Origin of the sequence: Thermopolyspora flexuosa (genome assembly GCF_006716785.1) — a bacterium.
Classification (GTDB): Bacteria; Actinomycetota; Actinomycetes; order Streptosporangiales; family Streptosporangiaceae; genus Thermopolyspora; species Thermopolyspora flexuosa.
This window is the reverse complement of the sequence record NZ_VFPQ01000001.1, coordinates 1,321,985-1,344,363: the sequence shown is the minus strand read 5'-3', so window position 1 is coordinate 1,344,363 and position 22,379 is coordinate 1,321,985. Positions and strand designations below refer to the sequence as shown.

Below are 22,379 nucleotides of genomic sequence, written 5' to 3'. Positions count from 1 at the left end.
CGCGGGCGTCCGGCGGCGCGCAGGCGGCCGTGCCGTACCCCGGGCCGCAGGGCCGGACGCGCCGGCTCGGGTACGGCACGCGTCCGGCTCGCCGGGACCGGTGCCGGGCCGTCCCGGCATCCGGGCGCCCTGGGACGTCGCCGGGGTCCGCGGGTGCCCTGGTCAGCCCACGGGATGGGGGTCGACGGGCACACCCTTCACCGCGTAGGTGACGAGTGTGGTGAGCACCTCCTTGACCGACTCGCGCTCGCGCACGTCGCACAGGATGATCGGGATCTGCGGGGCGATGCCCAGCGCCTTGCGGATCTTGCTCACCTCGTAACGGCGGGCTCCGTCGAAGCAGTTCACCCCCACCACGAAGGGGATGCCGCGCTGCTCGAAGTAGTCGACCGCCGGGAAGCAGTCCTGCAGGCGGCGGGTGTCGGCGAGCACGACGGCGCCGAGCGCCCCCACCGCCAGCTCGTCCCACATGAACCAGAACCGGTCCTGTCCGGGGGTGCCGAACAGGTAGAGCCACAACCCTTCCCGGATGGTGATACGGCCGAAGTCGAGCGCCACCGTCGTGGTGACCTTGCCCTCCACACCCGAGGTGTCGTCGATGCCGATGCTGCGATCGCTGAGGAACTCCTCGGTGTGCAGCGGCCGGATCTCGCTGATCGTCCCGACCAGGGTGGTCTTCCCCACGCCGAAGCCCCCGGCGATGAGAATCTTGATCGCCAGGGCCGGCGGGGCCGTGGTCGCACTCGCTTCAGAGGCTGCGAAGTCCATGCAGCACTTCCCTGTAGATACGTTCGTCGATCGACTGAGCCACCGGTCGCGGACGATCGATGGCCACCAGTCCCTCACGCCGCAGGTCGCCGAGGATCACCCGGGTCACGTTGAGCGGCAGCTTGAGCTGTGCCGCCACGTCCGCCACCGGCGTGGGCCTGCGGCACATCCTCAGCACCTCCATCTGCTCCGGTATCAGGTCGGTGGGTTCCACCGGCATGCGGAGCGTGGTGACGATGGCCACCAGGTCGATCGGTTCACCGACCGGGCGCGCCCGGCCCTTGGTGAGGCCGAAGAGCCTGATGAGCGGCCCGGGACCCTCGATGGTCACTGCTGTGCGCCGTTCCAGGCCGGGGCCGGCGCAGCGACCCGCGGCTGGGTCGACAGGTGCTCGCCGACACGCTTCACCAACAACGCCATCTCATAGGTGATCATGCCGAGCTCGGCGTCGGCCTCCGCGATCACGGCGAGACGGGCGCCCTGCCCGGCCGCGGTGATGAACAGGAAACCACCCTCGAGCTCGATGATGGTCTGCCGCACACCGCCCATGCCGAAGTGACGCCCCGCGCCGAGCGCCAGGCTGTGGCTGCCCGCGGCGATCGCGGACAGGTGCTCGGCGTCCTCCAGGGTGAGGTTGCGGGACCCGCCCATGGCGAGCCCGTCGGCGGAGAGCACGATCGCGTGCCGGATGCCCGGAACTCGCCTGGTCAGGTCGTCGAGCAGCCAGCTCAGCTCAGTTCTGGGGTCGGACATCGGGGTTGCCGTCCTTTCGAATCCACATGTCGTGTCCCTGCTCGGTCTGACCGCGTCGCCGCTCGGGCTGGCCGTATCCCTCGCCGGAGGCCCCCGGCCGGGACACGGGGTGGCCGATCCCCCGGCCGGTCTCCGGGCCGGGCGCCTGGCCGGTCGCCTGCTCGACCAGCCTGCGGCCCTGCTGCCAGCCGCGCTGCATGGACGACATCAGGTTCTTCAGCTCTTCCGGCGATCGCGTCGAGACCTCCTCCTGGCCGAGCCGCTTGCGCAGCTGCGGCGCGAGGCTTGCCTGCGGGATCCGCCGCGGCAGCCCGTCGAGGTCGTCGTCATCGTCGTCCACCGGCTCCGGCGCCGGCGGCCGGGTGGCGGCCGGTCGCGACGCGGGCGGCGGCATCGCGGGAGCCGGTGGCGGGGGTGTGAACACGCTGGAGGGGGTCTTCGGCTCCGGCCGCTCCCGGTCGAACCACGGCGAGCGGTAGCCGGAGTCCGCCGGCTCCGCGGCGGGGCCGCCGCTCTGCGCCGGGGCGGGCGGCGCCGGGAAGGCGGCCGTGGGCGCGCCCGAGCCGTACGGCGGGGCGAACGCGGACGCCGGTCCGGACCCGCTGCCCGACGCGGGCGGCGCGGCGGCGCCGGCGATCCGCGGCGGCTCACCGCCGGACGGCCCCGTGGCCCCGCCGGTGCCGGGGGCGGCGACCGGCGAGGGGGACGGCCCGACCGGCGCCGCGTACGGCTGCCGCAGCGGCCCGGAGGACCCGCCGAACGGCCCGGCCGCCGAGCCGATCGGCGACCCGGTCACCGGGCTCACCTTGGGGATGGCGGTGTCGGTGGACAGGCCGATCGGCGCGGCCTCGGCGGGCGCGGGCGGGGCGGCGGTGACCGTGGCGGCCCGCGTCTCCGGCACCGTGCTCAGCGCCCGCAGCGGCCGGTTCACCCGCAGGTCCCGGCCCGGCTCGGCGGTCTGCGCCGGGGCGTTGAAGCCGGGCGTCTCCGGCGTGACCAGCAGCGTGGTGGGCAGCATCACGATCGCGGTGGTGCCGTCGTACGGCGACGGCCGCAGCTGCACCTTGATGTTGTGCCGGTTGGCGAGCCGGGCCACCACGAACAGGCCCAGCCGGTCGCTGTCGGCGAGGTTGAACTCGGGCGGGTCGGCGAGCCGCTGGTTCAGCTCCTCCAGCATGGTCGGGTTGAGGCCGAGGCCACGGTCCTCGATCTCCAGCGCGAACCCGTTCGCCGCCTTCGTGCTCCGCACCATCACCGTGGTGTCGGGCGGGGAGAACACGGTGGCGTTCTCCACGAGCTCGGAGATGAGGTGGATGACGTCGGTGACCGCCGAGCCGACGAGCATGGGCGCGTCGGGCATGGGGGACACCGTGACCCGGGTGTAGTCCTCGACCTCGAGCACCGCGCTGCGGACCAGGTCGTAGATCGGCACCGGGTCGCGCCAGCGGCGGGCGGGCGCCGCGTCGGAGAGGATGATCAGGTTCTCCGCGTGGCGGCGCATACGGGTGGTGAGGTGGTCGAGCTTGAACAGGTCCTCGAGGATCTCCGGCTCCTCGACCCGGCGCTCCATCGTGTCGAGCAGGGAGAGCTGCCGCTGCAGCAGCACCTGGTTGCGCCAGGCGAGGTTGAGGAAGACCTGGGCGATGCCCTTGCGCAGCGTGGCCTGGCCGACCGCGGCCTCGACCGCGGTGCGCTGCACCGCGGAGAAGGACTTGACGACCTCGTTGAACTCGGCGGTGTCCGCCGGGGGCAGCGCGGGCGCCTCCTCCTCGACGTCGACGTCCTCTCCCTTGCGCAGCCGCTCGACGACCCGCGGCAGCCGTTCCCGCGCCATGTGCGCGGCGGCCTCCTGGAGCCGCCGGAACTCGGCGATCATCGAGTTACCGAAGCGGTAGGAGAGGAAGACCGACAGGGCGACGGCCCCCGCGCCGAGCAGCAGGATCAGGCTCGCGACCACCGCGGCGCGGGTGCGCAGCACCTCCTGCTCGTCCGTGGCGCGCGCCAGCTCCCGCGTGCTGTCCTGCTGGATCGCCGTGACCACGGCGTCGACGTCGTCCCGCAGCTGCGAGCCGTTGACCGGAGGCCGGCCGGTGGAGTTCCAGCTGAAGATGCGGTCCTCCACCTGGGTGATCCGCTTGTACGCCACGCTGGCGGTCAGCTCCTCCACGGTCGGGCGCAGCCGCGGCCCGGCGTCCCGCAGCGCGGCGGAGAGCGCGTCGCGGCGGGCGGTGAACGCGGACACGAACGCGGCCCGGTCGGTGGTGGTCATCGCGCCGACCCGGAGCCCGGCGGCGACCAGCGCGTACTCCCGCGCCAGGTACTCGGCGCTGTCGCCGTACGCGGTGGCGCCGCGGATGTCGGGGACGTTCGCCACCGCGCTGCCGGGGTCGCGGTTGGCGAGGCGCCGGTACGCCTCGTCGATCAGGTTGCTGTAGACCTCGACGATCCGGTGGGGCGAGGTGAGCCGCCCCTCGTCGATCTGCGACCGCACCTGCCGCAGCAGCTCCAGCGGGCGCAGCAGTTCGCGCATGCGCGCCGCGGTCGTCTTGGCGGACTCGGTCAGGGCGCTGTCCGAGGTGACCGCCTGCCGCAGCCGCTCCACCGCCTCGTCGGTAGCCTTCCGCTGGCCGGCCAGCTCCGGCGAGGGGCTCCCCAGGCTCTCGGCGGTGAGCCGGCGCTCCTTCTGCAGCTCCTCGACGAGCCGCAGGGCGGGGGCGCCGGTGGACATCCAGCGGTCGTCGAAATCGTTGGCACCGACGAGTTCGTCAGCGTTCGAGAAGGCGATAAACCCCCACAGGACGACCATCGAGATCAGCGGTACCAGCAGGATCCGGAGTAGCTTGGTACGGATCGGCGGGGGGGAGTGCATCGGTCCAAGTCCATTCGTGCGACTGTGGGCACTGACAGCCGTAGGGGCGGGTTCGGCCCCAAATGGTGACGACGGGGTGTTACAACTAGGTTGCTCCACTATGCCCACGCGTCACGGCCACTTCAAGAGTTGACCTGCATCACGAAATCGCTTTCCGGTAACACGCACACCTGCGCGCGCTAATGCCCCCAGAGGATTCGCGCGGCACCGCGTCACCGGCGCCCGCCGATCGCCCGCAACCGCGAAACCCGCCGTCACCGGCCTCCTCGCCCGCCCCGCGGCCCGGCCGGCGCGAGGCCGGAAGCGGCCGGCAATACCCGCCGATCGGATCCGGCGGACCCTGCCGACACCTTGGCAGGTGAATGCGAAAAAATTTGACAGTTGAACGTGGAAAGAATGCCCGCGAAAGCGCGCTTCCTTTGTCTGATCTCGCCAATCCCCGCCGCAGGAATAACCCTCTTCGCCCCGGGGCGCCCACCCCGCGGCCCGCTCCCCCGCTCCGCTCCGCCCGGTACGGCGAGGCGGGCACGGCCCCGGCCGCCCCGGACGCCCGGAAAACGAAACGGCCTGGCGTACCCACCGGATGGTGGGCGGACCAGGCCGGACCGTGGAGCTATGGGGATTCGAACCCCAGACCTCCTCCATGCCATGGAGGCGCGCTACCAACTGCGCTATAGCCCCGTGCCTGCGGGTTCCTCGCCCGCGCGGCGCCACGCCAGTGTATAGGAGATCCGCGAAAAAACCGAACCGGAGGGTCCGGCCCGGCCGGAGCGGCGGGGACGCGGCGCCGCGCGCCCGGGGACGGCCCGCTCAGAACTCGTCGGCCCCGGCCACCTGGCCGATCGGGAAGACGTGCCGCGAGGCGGCGCAGACGGTCTGCAGGGTGTGCACCGGCGTGCCGTCGGTGGCGAAGGAGGTGCGCAGCACCTCGACCACCCACTCGCCGGGGTCGAGGCGCAGCGTCTCCGCCTCGGTCTCGCCCGGCGGCCGGGCGACCAGGTACTCCTCGGCGTGGCCGAACCGGTAGCCGAGGGCCTCGATGGCGGACTGGAGGCTGGGCCGTACGAAGTCGCCGGCCTCGGCGATCGGCGTGCCGCCGAACAGGTCGAGGCGGAAGAAGCTGGTGGCGACGCGCACCGGGACGCCGTTGGCGAGCAGCAGCTTGCGGCGGGCGAGCACGTCGGCGCCGGCCGCCACACCGAGCGCCTCGGCGACGGGGGCGGTGGCGGGCTCGGGGCCGACGTAGAGCATGCGCCGGTCGGCGCGGATGCCCTGGCGTTCGGCCTCGGTGACGAAGAGGGAGGCCGAGCCGCGCACCGCCGGGTCGGTCGGCAGCGCCCGCTGCACGACCACCGGCGGCGGCTGCCCGTTCGCGCCCCGCGCCGTGGCGGGCCGCATCTGCGACACCCGGCCGGGCGACACCCCGAGCAGACGGGCGATCTCGTCCTGGCGCATGCCCGCGGACTGGGCCTCGGCGATCGCCTCGCGGCGCAGCCGGGCGAGCTCGGTGACCATGCGTTGCTCGGCGGCGATCGCCCGGCTGATGGCGCGGGCGCGCTCGATGGGATCGGCGATGGCGGTGATCTGCTCCAGGGCTTGCGCGTCCACCTTCGGCTCCTAAAGCGGCGTGACCGAAGTTCTGACCTTAGTCACCCTATCGGCGTATGACCAGGTCACCGGACGCGCGACCGGGCGGGCAGGGTGCGCGGGGCAGGCGGAGGGCCTGTGGTACGAAACGAGCATGGTCTGCGAGGTCTGGTGGGCGCGGCCGGAGGCCGCCCGCCCGTGGCACCGGGAGCTGTTCACCGCCGAGGAGCGCGCCCGGGCGGACGCCTACCGGCGCCCCGAGGACCGCGACCGGTTCACGGTCGGCTGCGCGACGAGCCGGATCGTGCTCGGCCGCCTGCTCGGCCTGCCGCCGGAGAAGGTCCCGCTGCGCCGGGACTGCGCCGGCTGCGGGCGCCCGCACGGCAGGCCGTACCTGCCCGGCGGGGAGTACCACCTGTCGGTGTCCCACTCGGGGGACTGGGTGGCGGTCGCGGTCACCGACCTCGGCCCGGTCGGGATCGACGTGGAACGGCACGCGGCCCGGGCCGCCGAGCTCGCCGAGGCCGTGCTCGCCCCGGCCGAGGCCGAGGCCTACGCGCGGCTGCCGGAGGCGGAGCGCGCGGCCGCGCTGATCGCGTACTGGACCCGCAAGGAGGCGGTGCTCAAGGCGACCGGGGACGGGCTGCGCGCCCCGCTGCGCGGGGTGACGGTCTCCGCCCCGCACGAGCCGCCCGCGCTGCTCGCCTTCGCGGGCCGCCCGGGCCTGGTCATGGCGCTGTGCGCCCTGGCCCCGCGCCCCGGCCACGCGGCCGTGCTCGCGATCCACGGGGTGGCCGAGCCGCCGCCGGTGGCCGAGCACGACGCCACCCCGCTGCTCACCACCCCGCCGTGAGCCCCGGTACGGCTCAGCGCCGCCGGCGCCGCCGCCCGACGAGGACGGCGGCCCCGCCGATCGCGCCCATGACCAGAATCGCGCTGATCGCGCCGACGAGCATGCCGAACAGCGTGGAGGCGATGGGATCGTCGTCGTCCACCCGGTCCAGCATGCCGAGGCTCAACAGCCCGAGCGCCACCGCGGCGGCGAAGGCGACGACGACGAAGCCGTACAGCGCCGGGCTGAAGAAGATCCGGCGGCCGGGCTGTGGCGGCGGGCTGGCGATCTCCGCCTCCGGGCCGACGAGCGCGGCCTTGGGCCGCTTGTAGTAGGCGTAGAAGAACCAGGTGCCGCAGGGCTCCCAGCCATCGGGGGCGAGCCGTTCGGTGAGCGCGTCCCGGTCGGCCGGCGGGACGACCTCGCGGCGGTACTCCCAGCACTGCGGATGCTCCTCGCTGCGGGTGCAGACGAACCGGCCGAGCCGGTCGATGCCCTGCACCTCCCACCCCTGCTCGCCGAACTCGTTGAGCCGCTGCTGGTCGGTGAAGATGTCGGCGGTCCACGTCCACCGCTCGCCCGACGCGGCCTCGCCGGCCGCCTGGCCGGCCGTCGCGGCGAGTTGTTCGGCGAAGGCGGCGGCCGGGCCGAACTCCTCCTCGGGGTCACCGCCGCTGTCGGCGAGGTAGGCGCGCAGGTCGTCCACGGTCACGGCGATGCGCGAGGCGGGCACCCCCGCCTCGCGCAGCCGCGCGGTCAGCTCGTCGAAGTAGCCGCTCATCGGGATCGTCCCTTGGTCAGTACGGCCCGCACCGACTCGTCGAAGGCGAGCCACCGGGCCCCCTCTTCCTCGAGCGTGCGACGGCCCTCGTCGGTGAGGCGGTAGTAGCGGCGACCGGGCCCGCGCTCGGCGGCGCGGAACTCGGTCGCCAGCAGTCCGGCCTCCTCGAGCCGGTTCAGCACGGGGTAGAGGGTGCCGCCCTTGATCTGCCCGAGGCCGGCGTCGGCGAGGGTCTTGGCGATCTCGTAGCCGTAGCTCTCCCCCTCGCTCAGGCTCGCCAGCACCAGCAGATCGAGCACCCCTTTGAGCCAGCTCGCGCGTCGGTCGGCCGTCATGAGCCTCATCCTCGCACAGGCGCCGGCGCCTCCTGCCCGCCGCGGGCCTGCGGCGCCAGCAGGGCGCGGGCGTCGAGCAGGAGGTGCATCACCACCGGCAGCAGCAGGCTCCCGGTGAGCAGGTACGCGGCGGTGAGCACGGCCCCGCCCAGGGTCAGCATGAGCATGGCCTTCCCGCCGCGAAGGAACTGGCAGAGCACGTAGACGGCGAGGGACAGCCCGGCGGCGACGGGCAGCGGCAGCCCCAGCCCGTACGCGAAGAGCCCGACGAACACACCGCGGAAGATGACCTCCTCGAGGAGGCCCGCGACCACGGCCGTGGCCAGGGCGCCGCGCCGCTCCCGCGCCGTGCGCGGCGGCGCCGCCGCCTCGGGAGCCCAGGCGGGAATCCGCACGCCCAGCCGCTCGGCCACGGCGATCGCCGCCGTGACGAGGACCATCGCGCCGGCGACGGCGACGGTGAAGGCGGGGTCGGCGCCGAGCGAGAAGCCGGCCTGCCCCGGCCCGAGGTCGGTGGCGTTGACGGCGATCGCGCACGGTCCGACGAGCAGCCACAGGCTCGCCGACCAGGACAGGCGACCCTTGGCCCCGTCGCCGGTCACCAGGCGGTCGTAGGTGAGCCGGCCCAGCCACGGCCGTACCACGGCCACGTAACCGACAAGCCCTGCGGCGAACGCGATACCCAGCACCTCTGACCTCCTATCTATGTCCTGGAGCCACTTATAAGTTAGCGCGACATAGCTAGGAATACAACCTATATAGCGCCGCGGATCCTCGTCTCCCGGGGCGGCGGTCCTGCCGCGGCGGTCTCACCTGGGCCGACACTCCCCGCTGTCGCGTTCCGCACATAACCGATTCGGTCCGGTGACGCTCACCGGAGGCGGCGATCTGGTGGGATGTGAACCGGTACGGCACGGCTCGCGGCGGTGAACCCGCCGGGGCGGTGGACCGTACGACCTGTCAGCGCCGTGGCGCGGGACGCCCCCGCGCGAACCAGTGGTCTCCGGCGGATCCTCAGGAAAGGTGCCACCTTGACGATCAGCAGCGGGTCGATCAGCACCGGCCTCGACGGCTCGCCCGAGAGCGCGCCGACCGGCGAGGAGCGGCGGGCGGCGTCCACCGGCGGCCGGGAACACGGCGGCGGGCGCACCGATCGGCCCGGCGGCGGGCACATCCGGCGGGGCCTGCGGCGGGCCGGATCGCCGCTGCTCAGCGTGCTCGCCTTCGGTCTCGTGCTGTTCGCCCTGGTCGCCCCGGCCAAGGTGGCCCACCTCACCCCGGCGGGGCTCGTCCGCATCCCGGCCGAGGGGGTGCTCGGGGTGGCGCTGCTCCTGCTGCTCCCGTCCCGTGCCCGCCGCGTGGTGGCCGTGGCGGGCGGCGTGCCGCTCGGCCTGCTGGCCATCGTGAAGCTCGTCGACCTGGGGTTCGACGCCGTCCTCGCCCGGCCGTTCAACCTCGTCTACGACTGGTCGCTGCTGAGCGCGGGCGTGGAGTTCCTGCACACCTCGATCGGCCGGGCCGGCGCGGTCGCCACGGTCGCCGGCGTCGTGCTGCTCGCCTGCGGCGTGCTCGCGCTCATGACGCTGGCGCTGCTGCGGCTGACCCGCCTCGTGACCCGGCACCGCAGGGCGGCCGCGGGCGCGGCCGGGGCGCTCGGCGTGGCGTGGGTTATCTGCGCGCTGCTCGGCGCGCAGCTCGTGCCCGGGGTGCCGGTGGCCGCGCTCGCCTACGACCGGGTGCTCCAGGTGCCGACGAGCCTCGCCGACCGGGAGGCGTTCGCCGCACGGCTCGCCGACGACGCGTACGCGAACGTGCCGGGCGAGCACCTGCTCACCGCGCTGCGCGGCAAGGACGTGATCGTCGCCTTCGTGGAGAGCTACGGCCGCGACGCGATCGAGAACCCGGACTTCGCCCCGGGGGTGGGCGCGGTGCTCGCGGACGCCGAGCGGCGGCTGCGCGCGGCCGGGTTCTCCGCCCGCAGCGCGTTCCTCACCTCGCCGACGTCCGGCGGCGGGAGCTGGTACGCGCACGCCACGCTGCTGTCCGGCGTGTGGGTCGACCACCAGCAGCGGTACGCCGACCTGGTGGCGAGCGACCGGCTCACCCTCAACCGCGCGTTCCGCAAGGCGGGCTGGCGCACCGTGGGCGTGATGCCCGGCATCCACCGGGACTGGCCGGAGGGTGCGTTCTACGGCTACGACCGGGTGTACGCCGCCCGCGACCTCGGCTACCGCGGCCCCGGGTTCACCTGGGGAACCATCCCCGACCAGTACACGCTCGCCGCGTTCCAGCGGTTCGAGCGCGACCGGGCCGGCCGTACCCCGGTGATGGCGGAGATCCCGCTCGTGTCCAGCCACGCGCCGTGGACCCCGGTGCCGCGGCTGCTCGACTGGGACAAGCTCGGCGACGGCAGCGTCTACCACTCGGTCCGGCGGTCGGCCCCCGGCGGGCAGGGCTCGCTCGACGAGGTGTGGAGCGACGTGGGCCGGGTGCGCGGCGAGTACCGCCGGTCGGTGGAGTACTCGCTCGCCGGCCTGCTGTCCTACGTGGAGACCTACGGCGACGACGACCTCGTGGTCGTGTTCCTCGGCGACCACCAGCCCGCGCCGATCATCACCGGCTTCGGGGCGAGCCGGGACGTGCCGATCACGATCCTCGCCAAGGACCCAGCGGTACTCGACCGGATCTCCGGCTGGGGCTGGCAGGAAGGTCTCAAGCCCGGCCCCACGGCGCCGGTCTGGCCGATGGACGCGTTCCGTGACCGCTTCCTCGCCGCATTCGGCTCCCGGCCGGCCCGGTAACGCGGGACATCGGTCACATCGACCGCGCCCGACGATCGTCACCCGGCCTGGCCGGCATCGTCCGCGCCACCGCCCGGGGGAGGGCAATCCTCATATCTCCGCAGGTCAAAGGCACCGTAGCGGCGGAAGTCATCTCGTACCCTGGCAGGAGGGACAACCCGGAGAGAGCCGCCGCGCATGCAGACCTTCCTGCCGTACCCCGACTTCGCCGAGACCGCCAAGGTGCTCGACCAGCGGCGGCTCGGCAAGCAGCGCGTGGAGGCCCTGCAGATCCTGCGCGGCCTCACCGTCCCCGGGTACGGCTGGCGCCACCACCCGGCGGTGCGCATGTGGCGGGGGTACGAGGAGGCGCTCACCCGTTACGGCCTGGAGATCTGCCGCGTGTGGCGCGCCGCGGGCCACCGGGACACCTGCACCGGCCTGCTCGTGGCCGAGCTGCGCGCGGCGAAGGGCATCGACGACCCGCGGGACCAGGACGAGCTCGCCGCGGCGGGCGCGCTGCCGCCGTGGCTCGGCGATCCGGACTTCCACCGCGCCCACCGGTCGGCGCTGGTCCGCAAGGACCCCGAGCACTACCGGCCGCTGTTCCCGCAGGTCCCCGACGACCTGCCGTACGTGTGGCCGGAGAACCCGTGACCGTGCAGCCCGCGAAGGAGGGTGACCTGCGGGCCGTCGACCGTCCCGGACCGGCCGGCGGCCCGCAGGTCGCTCGCCGTCCGCCGTGCCGTACCGACGGGACGGCGAAACGTGGTGGACACGCCGGCGAGGTCACCGCGGAGGGGGTGCCCGCCACCGTCATGGCGTGGTCGTCCGCCACGCCCTGATCCGGGCGCGGCACCGGTCGCGGCCAAGCGCCTCTCGCCGCGTGCCGGGGCGGGTAGTCCGCCGCACCGGTCCCCATCCGGGGACCGCGGCTCCGCCAATCGGTTCTTCCATTATCCCGTGCACCCGGGGCATGCGCAGCGCGGGCGTGATCTCACCGCGCCCCGCGACCCCCGCAGCCGGCGGCCCGGGTACGGCCCCGCCCCGCCGGGTCCGGAGGGCGGCGCGAGCGGTATTTTGGGCCGCACGGGCGAGCGCGGAGACGAGGCGAGGCCATGAGGACGTGCGCGCATCACCGCGCCGTGGTGTGCGGCGCCGGGCCGGAAGTCCGGCCATGAGCGCGATCAAGGTGCTGGAGCTGCACGAGATCGAGGAGCTCCGGCAGGTCGTGCGGCTGTTCGGCGGCATCTGGGGCGTGAACCCGCCGCCGGTCACGATCGAGCTGCTGCGCGCCCTGGCGCACTCGGGGAACTACGTCGCCGGGGCCTACGAGGGGGACCGGCTCGTCGGGGCGTCGGTGGCGTTCCTCGGCATGCCCGCGGGCCGGGTGCTGCACTCGCACATCACCGGCGCCCAGGCGGCCGGCCACGGCGTCGGGCTCGCGCTCAAGCGGCACCAGCGCGAATGGGCGCTGGCCCGCGGCATCACCCGCGTCACCTGGACCTTCGATCCCCTGGTACGGCGCAACGCCCACTTCAACCTGGTCAAGCTGGGCGCCCGGCCGGAGGAGTACCTGCCGCGGTTCTACGGGCCGATGGAGGACGTGATCAACGCCGGGGACGAGTCCGACCGGGTGCTCGCGGTGTGGCGGCTCGACGCCCCGCACGTGGCCGCGGCCGCACGCGGCGAGCCGTACCCGGCCACGGTGCCCGAGGAGGCGGCGGTGGCCCTGGAGTGCGTGGACGGGCGGCCGGTGGCGGGCCGGACCGACGCGGCCACGCTGCTGGTGGCCGTGCCCCCGGACATCGAGACGCTGCGCCGCACCGACCCGGACGCCGCGCGGGCGTGGCGGCACGCGCTGCGCGAGGCGCTCGGCGGGCTGCTCGGCGCGGGTGCGAGGGTCACCGGCTTCCACGACAAGGCGTACTACGTGGTCGAACGTTAAGGGGTCACAGGTGAAGATCGAGGGAATCGAGCTGCGCCGGATCGCGATGCCGCTGGTGTCGCCGTTCCGCACCTCGTTCCACACCGAGACGGAGCGGGACGTGCTGCTGGTGCGGGTGGTCACCCCGCAGGCGGAGGGCTGGGGCGAGTGCGTGGCGATGAGCGAGCCGCGGTACTCGCCCGAGTACGTCGACGGCGCGGCCGACGTGCTGCGCCGCTTCATGATCCCGGCGTTGCGGGCGCGGCTCGCCGACACCCCGGCCCGGTTCGACGCGAACCTCGTCGGCCACCTGCTCGGCCCGATCCGCGGCCACCGGATGGCCAAGGCCGCCCTCGAGATGGCCGTGCTCGACGCCGAGCTGCGCGCCTCGGGCCGCTCGTTCGCCTCCTACCTCGGCGCCACCCGGGACCGGGTGCCGTGCGGGGTGTCGGTCGGCATCATGAACTCCATCCCCGAGCTGCTCGACGCCGTGGCGGGCTACCTCGACGACGGCTACGTGCGGATCAAGCTGAAGATCGAGCCGGGCTGGGACGTCGAGCCGGTCCGCGCGGTCCGCGAGCGCTTCGGCGACGACCTGGCGCTGCAGGTGGACGCCAACGCCGCCTACACCCTCGCCGACGCCAACCATCTGGCCAAGCTCGACGACTTCGACCTGCTGCTGATCGAGCAGCCGCTCGCCGAGGACGACATGGTCCAGCACGCCAGGCTCGCCCGGCGGCTGCGCACCCCGATCTGCCTGGACGAGTCGATCGAGTCGGCCGCGCACGCCGCCGCCGCGATCTCGCTCGGAGCCTGCTCGGTGATCAACATCAAGCCCGGCCGGGTCGGCGGCTACCTGGAGGCGTTGCGGGTGCACGACCTGTGCCGCGCGCACGGGGTGGCCGCCTGGACCGGCGGCATGCTGGAGACCGGGCTCGGCCGGGCCGCGAACGTGGCGTTCGCCGCGCTGCCCGGCTGCACCCTGCCCGGCGACACCTCGGCCTCGCGCCGCTACTACAAGGCCGACATCACCGAGCCGTTCGAACTCGAGGACGGCCACCTGGCGGTCCCGACCGGCCCGGGGCTGGGCGTGGCCCCGATCCCGGAGATCCTCGACGAGGTGACCACCGCCACCGAGTGGATCCCGTTCTGAGCGGGCGCCCGGCCGCGCACGGCGGCCGGGCCCGGCGGCGAGCCGTACGGCGCGGCGACGCGGCGCGCGGACGTGCCCGCCGGGCGTCAGCGCACCTCGGCCCGGAGCGCGCGCACCACGCCGATCGCCAGGGGCAGGGCGACCGAGCAGAGCAGGGCGGTGCCCAGGCGCGCCGCGTCCATCCAGGTCAGCTCGGCCGTGGCGAGCGGTCCGACCGCGGTGCCGAGGTCCACCCAGCGGGCGATCTCCCGCCCGGTCTCGCTCAGGTTGCGGACCAGGTTCCACAGGGTGCTGAGGACGAAGTAGGTCGCGATCGCCGCGGCCGGGTGGAGCAGCAGCATGGCCAACGCGATCGCCATCGCGATCAGCAGCACGTTCGTCGCGGTCCAGCCGAGCATCCGGGGCACCGTGATGTCCCACTCGGCCGGGACACCCTGCACCGCGGCGGTGACGGCGGTCGCCGGAACCGCGACCACCAGCGCGAACAGCGAGGCGACCACGGTCGCGGCCAGCGGCGGCAGGCACCTCGCGGCGAGCACCCGGCCGCGCCGGGGCTCCAGGGTGAACGTGGTGAGCGCGCTGCGGTGGGTCCAGTCGCCGGTCACCGCGAGGATCGCGATCGCGGGCAGCAGCGTGCCGTACCCGATCCCGGCGGTGGTGGTCAGCCGGGCCAGCTCCGGGCCCGCGACCACGCCGCGCGCCGCGATCGACACCACGGTCATCGCGGCCAGCAGCCCGAACATGATCATGGCGCTGCGGGTGTCGGCCATCTTGCGGGCCTCCACGAGCAGCAGCCGGCCGAACGGCACCGGCGCCGGGGTGCCCCGATCCCACGCGGTCCGCGCCGCGCCCTGCACGGTGACGTCGCTCATGCCGCCCTCCGATCGGCCTCCGCGGTCAGCTCCAGGAAGACCCGTTCCAGGTCGCGGCCCCGGCCGAGCTCGTCGAGCGTGCCCTGGGCGAGCACGCGGCCCCGGCCGATCACCACGATCCGGTCGGCGATGCGCTCCACCTCGGCGAGCAGGTGCGAGCTGAGCAGCACCGCGCAGCCCGCGTCGGCGAGCTCGCGCAGCAGCCCGCGCAGCCAGTGGATGCCCTGCGGGTCGAGCCCGTTGGCGGGCTCGTCGAAGACGAGCACCCGCGGCCGGGCGAGCAGCGCGTGGGCGATGCCGAGCCGCTGCCGCATGCCGAGCGAGTAGCCGCGGAAGGTCCGCCGCGCCTCCCGCTCGGTGAGGCCGACCAGCTCGAGCACCTCGTCGACCCGCGACCGGGGCAGGCCGAGCGTCATCGCGCCCAACGTGAGGATCTCCCGGCCGGTGCGCCCCGGGTGCTGGGCGTTCGCATCCAGCAGCGCGCCCACCTGCCACCCGGGCGCCTCCAGCTCGCGGTACGGCCGGCCGAAGATCGTGGCGGTGCCCGAGGTGGGCCGGGAGAGCCCGAGCAGGATGCGCAGCGCCGTGGTCTTCCCGGCGCCGTTCGGCCCGAGGAACCCGGTGACGCTGCCGGGCTCCACGGTGAAGGACACCTCGTCGAGTGCCCTGACCCCCTTGTAGTCCTTGACCACAGACGTGAACTCGATCACGGGATCCAGTGCACCGGAGGTCGCCCCTCCGCATCATCGGCCCGCGGTCCACTCCCGCCGTCCTCCGGTCTCGACCTTGGCCGGTCGACATCGACCTTCGGCCATCCCGGCATCGACCCTGGTCGCTACCGGAGGCGCGACGGCGGTTCCTAGGCTGGTGACGTGCCCCCGAGCGCGGAAACCCTGGCGCGATCGGAGTGGATCCGCCGCATAGTGCCGTACCTGTGCGCCCTGCCGCCGATGGTGTTCTTCGGCGGCGTGCTGGTCTGGGTCGCCCTCCGGGATCCCGCTTTCCTGTGGAACGGGCTGTCCGATGTGGCGCTGGGCCTGGTCGCGCTCGGCCTGCTCGCGCTGCGACGGCGGCTGCCCGTGCTCATCGCGGTGGTGACCGTGCTGATGACGCTCGTCTCCACCACCGCCACCGGCCCGGCCGCCGTGGCGTACGTGTCGCTCGCCAGGCGCCGCCCGCTCCGGCGGTTCTTCGCGGTCGCCGCGCTGACCTGGGTGTGCATGGCGTCACAGCTGGTCACCACCGGGATCACCCAGCAGACCTACATCTCGCTGCTCGCCGGCACCGCCTTCTACCTGGGCCTCACCGGCGTCGCCCTGTACCTGCGGGGCCGCGACGAGGTCGCCGCCTCGCAGCGTGCGGCCGCGCTCGCCGCCGAGCGGGAGCAGCGGCAGCGCATCGAACAGGCCCGGCTCGCGGAACGCGCCAAGATCGCGCAGGAGATGCACGACGTGCTCGCCCACCGGATCTCGCTGCTGTCGATGCTCGCCGGCGGCCTGGCGTACCGCACCGACCTCAGCCCGGAGGAGATGCGCGCGACCGCGCAGCTCATCCAGGAGAACGCGCACCAGTCGCTCACCGAGCTGCGCGCCGTGCTCGGCACGCTCCGGGCCGATGCGGCGCCCGAGCGGGACGGCGACGCCGCCGTGACGCCCCCGCAGCCCACCCTCGCCGACCTGGAGAAGCTGTACGACGAGGTCCGCGCCGCCGGGCAGAAGCTCGAGGTGCACGACCGGCTGAGCGACCGGGAGGCGCTGCCGACGCAGACCGGCCGGCACGCGTACCGCATCGTGCAGGAGGCGCTGACGAACGCGCGCAAGCACGCCCCCGGCAGCCGGGTGACCGCCGAGTTCGACGGGCGGCCCGGCGAGGGCCTGCGCATCCGGGTGAGCAACCCGGTGCTGCCCGGCACGCCCGCCGGTCCCGGCGCGCGCCTGGGGCTGGTGGGCCTGTCCGAGCGGGTCCGGATGGCCGGAGGCACGATGTCACATGCCATCGAAGACGACAGGTTCGTCCTTGATGTCCGGTTGCCGTGGGAGGCTTGACGGTGTGACCCGCATTGTGATCGTGGACGACGACCCGATGGTGCGCACCGGGCTGCGGCTCATCCTCGGCGGCGCGCCCGATCTGGAGCTGGCCGGCGAGGCGGGGGACGGCCGCCAGGCCGTGGAGGTGGTCCGCACGGTACGGCCGGACGTGGTGCTGATGGACATCCGCATGCCGGTCCAGGACGGCCTGGTCACCACCGAGCAGCTGCTCGCCGAGCCGAACCCGCCTCGCGTGCTCGTGCTCACCACGTTCGACGCCGACGACCTCGTGCTGCGGGCGCTGCGCCTCGGCGCCTCCGGCTTCCTGCTCAAGGACACCCCGCCACCGAAGATGATCGAGGCGGTCCGCGCCGTGGCCCGCGGCGAGCCCGCGCTCTCCCCCAGCGTCACCTACCAGGTGATCGCCGCCGCCACCGGCGCCCGCCGCCCCGAGGCCCGCGAGGAGCTGTCCCGGCTCACCGAACGCGAGCTCGAGGTCGCCATCGAGGTGGCCCGCGGCAGCTCCAACGCCGAGATCGCCGAACGCCTCCACATGAGTGTCGCGACCGTCAAGGCGAACATCTCCCGCATCTTCGCCAAGCTCGGCACCGACAACCGCGTCCAGGTCGCCATGAAGGTCCGCGACGCCGGCCTGGCCTGACCACGCCCGGACCGCGACGGCCGACCGTACGGTTCCGACCGGCCGGATCCCGCCGTCGGCCGGGAATGTCGGCGCCGAACGCGGAAGTACGCGGATCATTCGGGCCGACGTATGAACTCGTCCGCCTGCTTTGCGGCATGGGAGACCCCATTTCTCGAATTCCGGATGTCCACAGGGAAAGCGGCCGGTAACATCCGGTCACGGAACGTAAAGCCCTGGGGTTGCGTGCGGCAGTGGATAGGCGCGGAGAACTGGGGGAAAAATCGATCTCCCGCTCCCGCCTGCTCGGACGAAATGGGGCAAAGGATGATCGAAAAGCAGCGGCCGGCGTGGGCGGTGAGGCTTCAGGCCGAGCGGGAGAACCGGGAGTGGAGCAGGAAGGAGATGGCCCGGAGGCTACTCCTGGCCGCGGGCTACACACACGGGTCGCTGGACAGTCTCGTCCGCCAGATTCGCGATTGGGAAAAAGGGAGACATTTCCCGCGTGACTGGGCTCGCGCCTATTCGACAGCGTTTGAAATCGACGTAAAGTGCCTATTCTCCCAAGAGAGCCCGGAGAGAAATCATGGGGAGGGCGACGACATGGAACGACGCAGACTGCTGCAGGCGCTCGCCACGCTCGGAGTTCCCGCCCTCGCCCCGCCACTCGATGCGATCCAGAGCATCAGGGACGGTGTCGATCGCGCGCTCGGCAGGGACGAGGGCACCCACCTCGACGAGTGGAACGAGGCGATCGCCGAGTACGGCTCCCGCTATCTGACGCTGCCTCCGGAACGGCTGATCTCGGAACTCTCGGCCGACGTGTACACGGTGCAGCAGACCATGGCGCGCATCGGCACCGGCGACCGCAAGTTCCCCGAATGGTGCGGCGTGATGTCGATGCTGTCCCTGCTCACTGCGAAAACGCTGTCCAACCTCGGTCATCAGGCGGAGGCGCGCCGCTGGTGGGCCACCGCGCAGTCGGCGGCCGACCGGTCGGGCGACCCGAAGCTCAGCCTCACCGTCGCCGGGGAAGGGCTCATCCGTGCGCTCTACGCGGAGCGGCCGACGCGGATGGTGCTCGCCAAGGCCGACGAGGTTCGTGAGCGGTACCCGGCCGTCCCCTGCGCCGGCCTCACGAGCCTCCACTCCGCGCGTGCACAGGCCCTCGTGCGTGAAGGCCGTACAGACGAGGCGATCGCCGCGATCCGTGACCTACGCGCAGTGGCCGATAAACTGCCCGACTCGGTCATCAAGAATCGCGAGTCCCTCTTCGGCTGGGGTGAGGACCGACTGCTCTACACCACGGCTTGGGTCCATGCCTACGCGGGCAGGGCCGAAGCGGCCGACGAGAACGCCCGGCGCGCGACGGCCGCCCTTCCGGCGAACGACCTTCGGTCGCCCACCCAACTGGCGCTCATCCAGGGCATCGGCCACGTCCGCGCGGGCGACGTCACCGAGGGCGTACGGCACGCTCGGAGGGGCTACGAGAACCACCCGCCCGAGCAGCGGACCACGATGATCGACCACCTGGCGAACCAGGTCCTCGCGGCCGTTCCGGCGCAGCGGCGTGCCGAGCCCGCCGTCACGGAGTTCCGGGACCTTCTCGTCTCCGCACGCACGTGAGCGCAGGCTCCCCATCGAGAACCGCCGCGCATCCGGGGCGTGGTGCCGACCCTCATCATGCCGATCGCGCCGAACTCGCCCGGCACCACGCTTCGGTATCTCGTCGCACCGGTCACCGCAGCCCACGAGCACGGTGACGGCGGCCTCCGCGCCCGACCGTGCCGATCACCCCTCCGGGTAGGCCCGCCACTCGTACTCTCCCTCTGCCAGCCAGGACGGCACGTCGACCGGCTCGGCCTGCACGAACCACGCGGCCCGCCCGTCCGCCGCGCGCTCCACGCCCAGCGCGACCGTGTGGTTGCGCCCGTCCACGCTCACGCTCTCGAGATCCTCCTCGACGTGGACGAGCATGAGCCCCAGCGCCCCCTCGAGGCTCCCCTCCTCATCCGCCAGCCGCGCGACGTACTCGTCGAGCAGGGATGCGGGCAGGTGCAGCCGGGGCCGCAGCGGCAACGGCCCACCCGGCGACGCCGTCACGACGTACCTCCCCGCCTCGGCGCACTCCTCGACGAGGAAACCCGCCGCCCTGAGCCGCCCGAGAAACACGGCCCCGTACTTCCCGTATCGGTCGTCCGCCTCCGCGCCCGGACCACCCGCGTACGTACCCACGATCACCTCCTCACCCGCGACCGCCCCGCCACGGAATGCGGGCCTTCCTGGGCCTTCCACCGCCTCGCGTCCGGACAACGCGGCTGAGGCGGTGACCGGCGAGCGGCCCTCGCTGATACTCGCCCCCTGACACAGCGGCGGCCGTTTCCCCGTGGCCGGATGGGTCCGCGGCCTTACGAGCAGGATGATCGAGCGATCGAAGCGTCTCGCCGACAGCGCCGTGACCAGCGATGTGCGACCGCCAACGGTATGCCCGGATACCCGATACCCCACGCACCACGGATCGATGACAGATCAGGAGCCTCCGTCGGCTTGGGTCGCCCGCGCAGCCGCCTGCGCGGCCACCATGGGGATGGCCGCGATCTTTTCGGCTGTGAGGTCCTCCCAGACGAGCCCTGAGGGATCGTTGGTGGATGTTCCCCGCATTTCCACCGCCCGGCGGAACTCCTTCCGTCGGCGGACGGCACGGCCGCGGCGGGAAACGCGAAAGCCCACCGGATGATCCGGTGGGCCGAGAGAGTGGAGCTATGGGGATTCGAACCCCAGACCTCCTCCATGCCATGGAGGCGCGCTACCAACTGCGCTATAGCCCCGTTGGACGGAGCCAGTGTATCGGATCTGCGGGGGTGGTCGGGAACGGATAATCGGGGCGGGCCGGGATGTCACGTCGGGGCGGGTGGGGAGCGTCGTTCTCGGTATGGCGAACGAGGAGGAGAGGGACGCGGTCTTCCAGGAGCATCGGGCGGTGCTGGTGGGGGTGGCCTACCGGATCCTGGGGAGCGTCGCCGACGCCGAGGACGTGGTGCAGGAGGCGTGGCTGCGGTGGCCGGGGGTCGACGCCGCGAAGGTCGAGGACGCCCGGGCCTTTCTGATCAGGGTGACGTCCCGGCTCGCGATCGACCGGCTGCGGCGGGTGCGGGCGCGACGGGAGGAGTACGTGGGGCCGTGGCTGCCCGAGCCGCTGCGGACCGGGCCGGACGGGGCCGCGCAGGCCGAGCTGGCCGATTCGGTGGAGCTGGCGCTGCTGGTGGTGCTGGAGACGTTGTCGCCGCTGGAGCGGGCGGCCTTCGTGCTGCGGGAGGCGTTCGGCCTGCCGTACGCGGAGATCGCGGCGGCGATCGGGCGGAGTGAGCCCGCGGTACGGCAGCTCGCCCGCCGGGCGCGGGAGCACGTGCAGGCGCGCCGGCCGCGGTTCGCGGTGGACCGGGCGGAGCGGCGGCGGGTGACCGAGCGGTTCCTCGCGGCGGCGGCGGGCGGGGACCTGGACGGGCTGGTCGCGCTGCTCGCCCCGGACGCGGCGCTGGTGGGCGACGGCGGCGGCAAGGCCCCGGCGCCGCTGCGGGTGATCCGCGGCGCGGTGAAGGTGGCCCGGTTCCTGCTGGCGATCGCCAAGCCGGAGCGGGCGCGCCGGCAGCTCGCCCTGCTCGGCCTGCCCGAGTCGGCCGCGATCGCGGTGGAGATCGACGAGGTGAACGGCGGCCCGGCGATCGTCGGGCGGGCCGCCGGGGTGCCCGTCGTGCTGATCTCGCCGGTGGTGGCGGACGGCCTGGTCACCACCGTCTACCTGATCGCCAACCCGGACAAGCTCGCCCCGCTGGCGATGTCACGCCGGGACGGGCGGGATGCGTCCGCAAGGACATGAGACCGCACATCACCGTCATCGGCGGCGGGCTCGCCGGGCTGACCGCCGCCATCGCCTGCGCCGAGGGAGGCGCGCAGGTGACCCTGTACGAGGCGCACGAGGCGCTCGGCGGCCGGGCCCGGTCGACCGCGGGGCCGTACGTGGCGAACGACGGCCCGCACGCCTTCTACTCGGACGGCGCGCCGTGGCGCTGGCTGGCGGCCCGCGGGCTGGTCCGGCCGTACGCGCGGCCCGGCTGGCGGGCGCTGCGGCGGGCGCGGTTCCGCTGGCAGGGCAGGTGCGGGCTCCCGCCGGGCCCGCTGCTGCGCATGGTCGCGCACCGGCGGCTGCGGGCGCCGGTCGACCGCGACTTCGGCTCCTGGGCGGCGGAGCGGTTCGGCGAGCAGGCCGCGAAGGCGGCGGCCGGGCTGGTCGGCGTGATCACCTACGAGGCCGATCCGGGCCGGTTGTCGGCGGCGTTCGTGTGGGAGCGGCTGCTGCGGGTGACCGCGCCCAAGTACCCGGCGGTCCGGTACGTCAGGGGCGGCTGGGGCGCGGTGATCGGCCGGATGGCCGCCTGCGCGCGGCGGCTCGGCGTGCGGATCGAGACCGGGGCGCGGGTGCACGAGCTGCCGGGCACGCCCGCGATCGTGGCCACCTCGCTCGACGCGGCGCGCACGCTGCTCGGCGACGAGCGCCTGCAGTGGGAGAGCGGCCGGGCCGTGCTGCTCGACCTCGGCGTACGGCGCGGCGCGGGCGACCTGTTCCTGCTGTCCGACCTGGACGAGGGCGGCTTCGCCGAGCAGTACGGCCTGCTCGACCGGTCGCTCGCCCCGGACGGGGAGACGTTGGTCCAGCTGATGATGCCGATGCGGGACGGCGAGTCCCGTGCGGACGCGCTCGCCCGGGTGGAGCGCCTGGCCGATCTGGCCGTCCCGGGCTGGCGCGAGCGGCTGAGCCGGCGGCGGGACGCGGTGGCGCGGGGCCGTACCGGCGCCCTGGACCTGCCGGGGTTCACCTGGCGGGACCGTCCGGCGATCGAGCGGGGCGACGGGGTCTGGCTCGCCGGCGACGCGGTGGCCGCACCCGGCCTGCTCAGCGAGGTGTCGGTGAACAGCGCGCTGCGGGCCGCGGAGCTCGCGCTCGCCGCGGTGCGCGCGCCGGGGTCACGGGTAGGCCGCGCGGCGGCCTGACCGGAC

General features: G+C 73.7%; 21 protein-coding genes and 2 tRNA genes. 10 read left to right on the top strand and 13 right to left on the bottom strand.

What is annotated here, in order from left to right; translation table 11 throughout:
- Window positions 1-162: 162 nt before the first annotated feature.
- The 6 genes from FHX40_RS05945 to FHX40_RS05920 form a co-directional block, all read right to left on the bottom strand.
- Complete coding sequence (locus FHX40_RS05945) at window positions 163-768, bottom strand: GTP-binding protein (protein ID WP_142258678.1); 606 nt, start codon at window positions 766-768, stop codon at window positions 163-165.
- The gene (locus tag FHX40_RS05940) at window positions 749-1,099 is read right to left on the bottom strand and encodes a DUF742 domain-containing protein (protein WP_170198728.1); all 351 of its coding nucleotides are present in this window, start codon (window positions 1,097-1,099) and stop codon (window positions 749-751) included. The genes FHX40_RS05945 and FHX40_RS05940 overlap by 20 nt, the downstream gene beginning before the upstream one ends.
- Window positions 1,096-1,521, bottom strand: coding sequence for a roadblock/LC7 domain-containing protein (locus tag FHX40_RS05935; RefSeq protein ID WP_142258676.1), 426 nt, complete (start codon window positions 1,519-1,521; stop codon window positions 1,096-1,098). The genes FHX40_RS05940 and FHX40_RS05935 overlap by 4 nt, the downstream gene beginning before the upstream one ends.
- A complete protein-coding gene (locus FHX40_RS05930) occupies window positions 1,502-4,390 on the bottom strand; it encodes a sensor histidine kinase (RefSeq protein WP_142258675.1) in 2,889 nt (962 codons plus the stop codon). Before FHX40_RS05930 ends, FHX40_RS05935 begins: the two co-directional genes overlap by 20 nt.
- A gap of 608 nt (window positions 4,391-4,998) precedes the next feature.
- A tRNA-Ala gene (locus FHX40_RS05925) sits at window positions 4,999-5,071 on the bottom strand.
- Between the two features lie 129 nt (window positions 5,072-5,200).
- Window positions 5,201-5,998 carry a GntR family transcriptional regulator gene (locus FHX40_RS05920; RefSeq protein ID WP_142258674.1) on the bottom strand — a complete coding sequence of 266 codons (798 nt, stop codon included), beginning with the start codon at window positions 5,996-5,998 and terminating at the stop codon, window positions 5,201-5,203.
- A 133-nt stretch (window positions 5,999-6,131) separates the two neighbouring features.
- On the opposite strand from FHX40_RS05920, the gene FHX40_RS05915 reads away from it, so the two are divergent.
- Window positions 6,132-6,830 carry a 4'-phosphopantetheinyl transferase family protein gene (locus FHX40_RS05915; RefSeq protein WP_142258673.1) on the top strand — a complete coding sequence of 233 codons (699 nt, stop codon included), beginning with the start codon at window positions 6,132-6,134 and terminating at the stop codon, window positions 6,828-6,830.
- Window positions 6,831-6,843: 13 nt separating this feature from the next.
- On the opposite strand, the gene FHX40_RS05910 is transcribed toward FHX40_RS05915, so the two are convergent.
- The 3 genes from FHX40_RS05910 to FHX40_RS05900 are packed head-to-tail and all read right to left on the bottom strand — an operon-like array spanning window position 6,844 to window position 8,614.
- The gene (locus FHX40_RS05910; RefSeq protein ID WP_142258672.1) at window positions 6,844-7,590 is read right to left on the bottom strand and encodes a hypothetical protein; all 747 of its coding nucleotides are present in this window, start codon (window positions 7,588-7,590) and stop codon (window positions 6,844-6,846) included.
- Entirely contained in the window at window positions 7,587-7,925 is a 339-nt protein-coding gene (locus FHX40_RS05905; RefSeq protein WP_142258671.1) for a PadR family transcriptional regulator, read from the bottom strand. Before FHX40_RS05905 ends, FHX40_RS05910 begins: the two co-directional genes overlap by 4 nt.
- A gap of 5 nt (window positions 7,926-7,930) precedes the next feature.
- A complete protein-coding gene (locus FHX40_RS05900) occupies window positions 7,931-8,614 on the bottom strand; it encodes a CPBP family intramembrane glutamic endopeptidase (RefSeq protein ID WP_142258670.1) in 684 nt (227 codons plus the stop codon).
- Between the two features lie 342 nt (window positions 8,615-8,956).
- On the opposite strand from FHX40_RS05900, the gene FHX40_RS05895 reads away from it, so the two are divergent.
- From FHX40_RS05895 to menC, 4 genes are all read left to right on the top strand, one after another.
- Window positions 8,957-10,726 carry an alkaline phosphatase family protein gene (locus FHX40_RS05895; protein ID WP_211350180.1) on the top strand — a complete coding sequence of 590 codons (1,770 nt, stop codon included), beginning with the start codon at window positions 8,957-8,959 and terminating at the stop codon, window positions 10,724-10,726.
- A gap of 177 nt (window positions 10,727-10,903) precedes the next feature.
- Window positions 10,904-11,362 carry an MSMEG_6728 family protein gene (locus FHX40_RS05890; RefSeq protein ID WP_142258669.1) on the top strand — a complete coding sequence of 153 codons (459 nt, stop codon included), beginning with the start codon at window positions 10,904-10,906 and terminating at the stop codon, window positions 11,360-11,362.
- Window positions 11,363-11,882: 520 nt separating this feature from the next.
- Complete coding sequence (locus FHX40_RS05880; protein ID WP_142258667.1) at window positions 11,883-12,653, top strand: GNAT family N-acetyltransferase; 771 nt, start codon at window positions 11,883-11,885, stop codon at window positions 12,651-12,653.
- 10 nt (window positions 12,654-12,663) lie between these two features.
- Window positions 12,664-13,785, top strand: a complete 1,122-nt coding sequence (gene menC, locus FHX40_RS05875; RefSeq protein WP_189136195.1) for an o-succinylbenzoate synthase — start codon at window positions 12,664-12,666, stop codon at window positions 13,783-13,785.
- 86 nt (window positions 13,786-13,871) lie between these two features.
- Here the strand turns inward: menC and FHX40_RS05870 are convergent, their stop codons facing one another.
- A complete protein-coding gene (locus FHX40_RS05870; protein WP_142258666.1) occupies window positions 13,872-14,657 on the bottom strand; it encodes a hypothetical protein in 786 nt (261 codons plus the stop codon).
- Window positions 14,654-15,367 carry an ABC transporter ATP-binding protein gene (locus tag FHX40_RS05865; RefSeq protein ID WP_142258665.1) on the bottom strand — a complete coding sequence of 238 codons (714 nt, stop codon included), beginning with the start codon at window positions 15,365-15,367 and terminating at the stop codon, window positions 14,654-14,656. The genes FHX40_RS05870 and FHX40_RS05865 overlap by 4 nt, the downstream gene beginning before the upstream one ends.
- 162 nt (window positions 15,368-15,529) lie before the next feature.
- On the opposite strand from FHX40_RS05865, the gene FHX40_RS05860 reads away from it, so the two are divergent.
- From FHX40_RS05860 to FHX40_RS05850, 3 genes are all read left to right on the top strand, one after another.
- Complete coding sequence (locus FHX40_RS05860; protein WP_142258664.1) at window positions 15,530-16,702, top strand: sensor histidine kinase; 1,173 nt, start codon at window positions 15,530-15,532, stop codon at window positions 16,700-16,702.
- Window positions 16,703-16,706: 4 nt separating this feature from the next.
- Complete coding sequence (locus tag FHX40_RS05855; RefSeq protein WP_142258663.1) at window positions 16,707-17,345, top strand: response regulator; 639 nt, start codon at window positions 16,707-16,709, stop codon at window positions 17,343-17,345.
- A gap of 306 nt (window positions 17,346-17,651) precedes the next feature.
- Window positions 17,652-18,950: a helix-turn-helix domain-containing protein gene (locus FHX40_RS05850; protein WP_142258662.1), complete on the top strand. Its 1,299-nt coding sequence runs from the start codon at window positions 17,652-17,654 to the stop codon at window positions 18,948-18,950.
- Window positions 18,951-19,115: 165 nt separating this feature from the next.
- On the opposite strand, the gene FHX40_RS05845 is transcribed toward FHX40_RS05850, so the two are convergent.
- Together FHX40_RS05845 and FHX40_RS05840 are read right to left on the bottom strand one after the other, a co-directional pair.
- Window positions 19,116-19,559 (bottom strand): hypothetical protein, encoded by a 444-nt coding sequence (locus FHX40_RS05845; protein WP_142258661.1) that lies wholly within the window; start codon window positions 19,557-19,559, stop codon window positions 19,116-19,118.
- A gap of 520 nt (window positions 19,560-20,079) precedes the next feature.
- Window positions 20,080-20,152, bottom strand: a tRNA-Ala gene (locus tag FHX40_RS05840).
- Between the two features lie 104 nt (window positions 20,153-20,256).
- Here FHX40_RS05840 and sigJ point away from each other — a divergent pair.
- Together sigJ and FHX40_RS05830 are read left to right on the top strand one after the other, a co-directional pair.
- Entirely contained in the window at window positions 20,257-21,201 is a 945-nt protein-coding gene (sigJ, locus tag FHX40_RS05835; protein WP_142258660.1) for an RNA polymerase sigma factor SigJ, read from the top strand.
- Complete coding sequence (locus FHX40_RS05830) at window positions 21,198-22,373, top strand: phytoene desaturase family protein (protein ID WP_142258659.1); 1,176 nt, start codon at window positions 21,198-21,200, stop codon at window positions 22,371-22,373. The genes sigJ and FHX40_RS05830 overlap by 4 nt, the downstream gene beginning before the upstream one ends.
- Window positions 22,374-22,379 lie beyond the last annotated feature (6 nt).

Excerpts from the sequence above, each read along its gene's own strand:
- FHX40_RS05890 (WP_142258669.1), top strand. The coding sequence starts at position 10,904 with ATGCAGACCTTCCTGCCGTACCCCGACTTCGCCGAGACCGCCAAGGTG.
- FHX40_RS05830 (WP_142258659.1), top strand. The coding sequence starts at position 21,198 with ATGAGACCGCACATCACCGTCATCGGCGGCGGGCTCGCCGGGCTGACC.
- FHX40_RS05905 (WP_142258671.1), bottom strand. The coding sequence starts at position 7,925 with ATGACGGCCGACCGACGCGCGAGCTGGCTCAAAGGGGTGCTCGATCTG.
- FHX40_RS05915 (WP_142258673.1), top strand. The coding sequence starts at position 6,132 with ATGGTCTGCGAGGTCTGGTGGGCGCGGCCGGAGGCCGCCCGCCCGTGG.
- sigJ (WP_142258660.1), top strand. The coding sequence starts at position 20,257 with ATGGCGAACGAGGAGGAGAGGGACGCGGTCTTCCAGGAGCATCGGGCG.
- FHX40_RS05945 (WP_142258678.1), bottom strand. The coding sequence starts at position 768 with ATGGACTTCGCAGCCTCTGAAGCGAGTGCGACCACGGCCCCGCCGGCC.
- FHX40_RS05910 (WP_142258672.1), bottom strand. The coding sequence starts at position 7,590 with ATGAGCGGCTACTTCGACGAGCTGACCGCGCGGCTGCGCGAGGCGGGG.
- FHX40_RS05850 (WP_142258662.1), top strand. The coding sequence starts at position 17,652 with ATGATCGAAAAGCAGCGGCCGGCGTGGGCGGTGAGGCTTCAGGCCGAG.
- FHX40_RS05935 (WP_142258676.1), bottom strand. The coding sequence starts at position 1,521 with ATGTCCGACCCCAGAACTGAGCTGAGCTGGCTGCTCGACGACCTGACC.
- FHX40_RS05930 (WP_142258675.1), bottom strand. The coding sequence starts at position 4,390 with ATGCACTCCCCCCCGCCGATCCGTACCAAGCTACTCCGGATCCTGCTG.
- FHX40_RS05880 (WP_142258667.1), top strand. The coding sequence starts at position 11,883 with ATGAGCGCGATCAAGGTGCTGGAGCTGCACGAGATCGAGGAGCTCCGG.
- FHX40_RS05870 (WP_142258666.1), bottom strand. The coding sequence starts at position 14,657 with ATGAGCGACGTCACCGTGCAGGGCGCGGCGCGGACCGCGTGGGATCGG.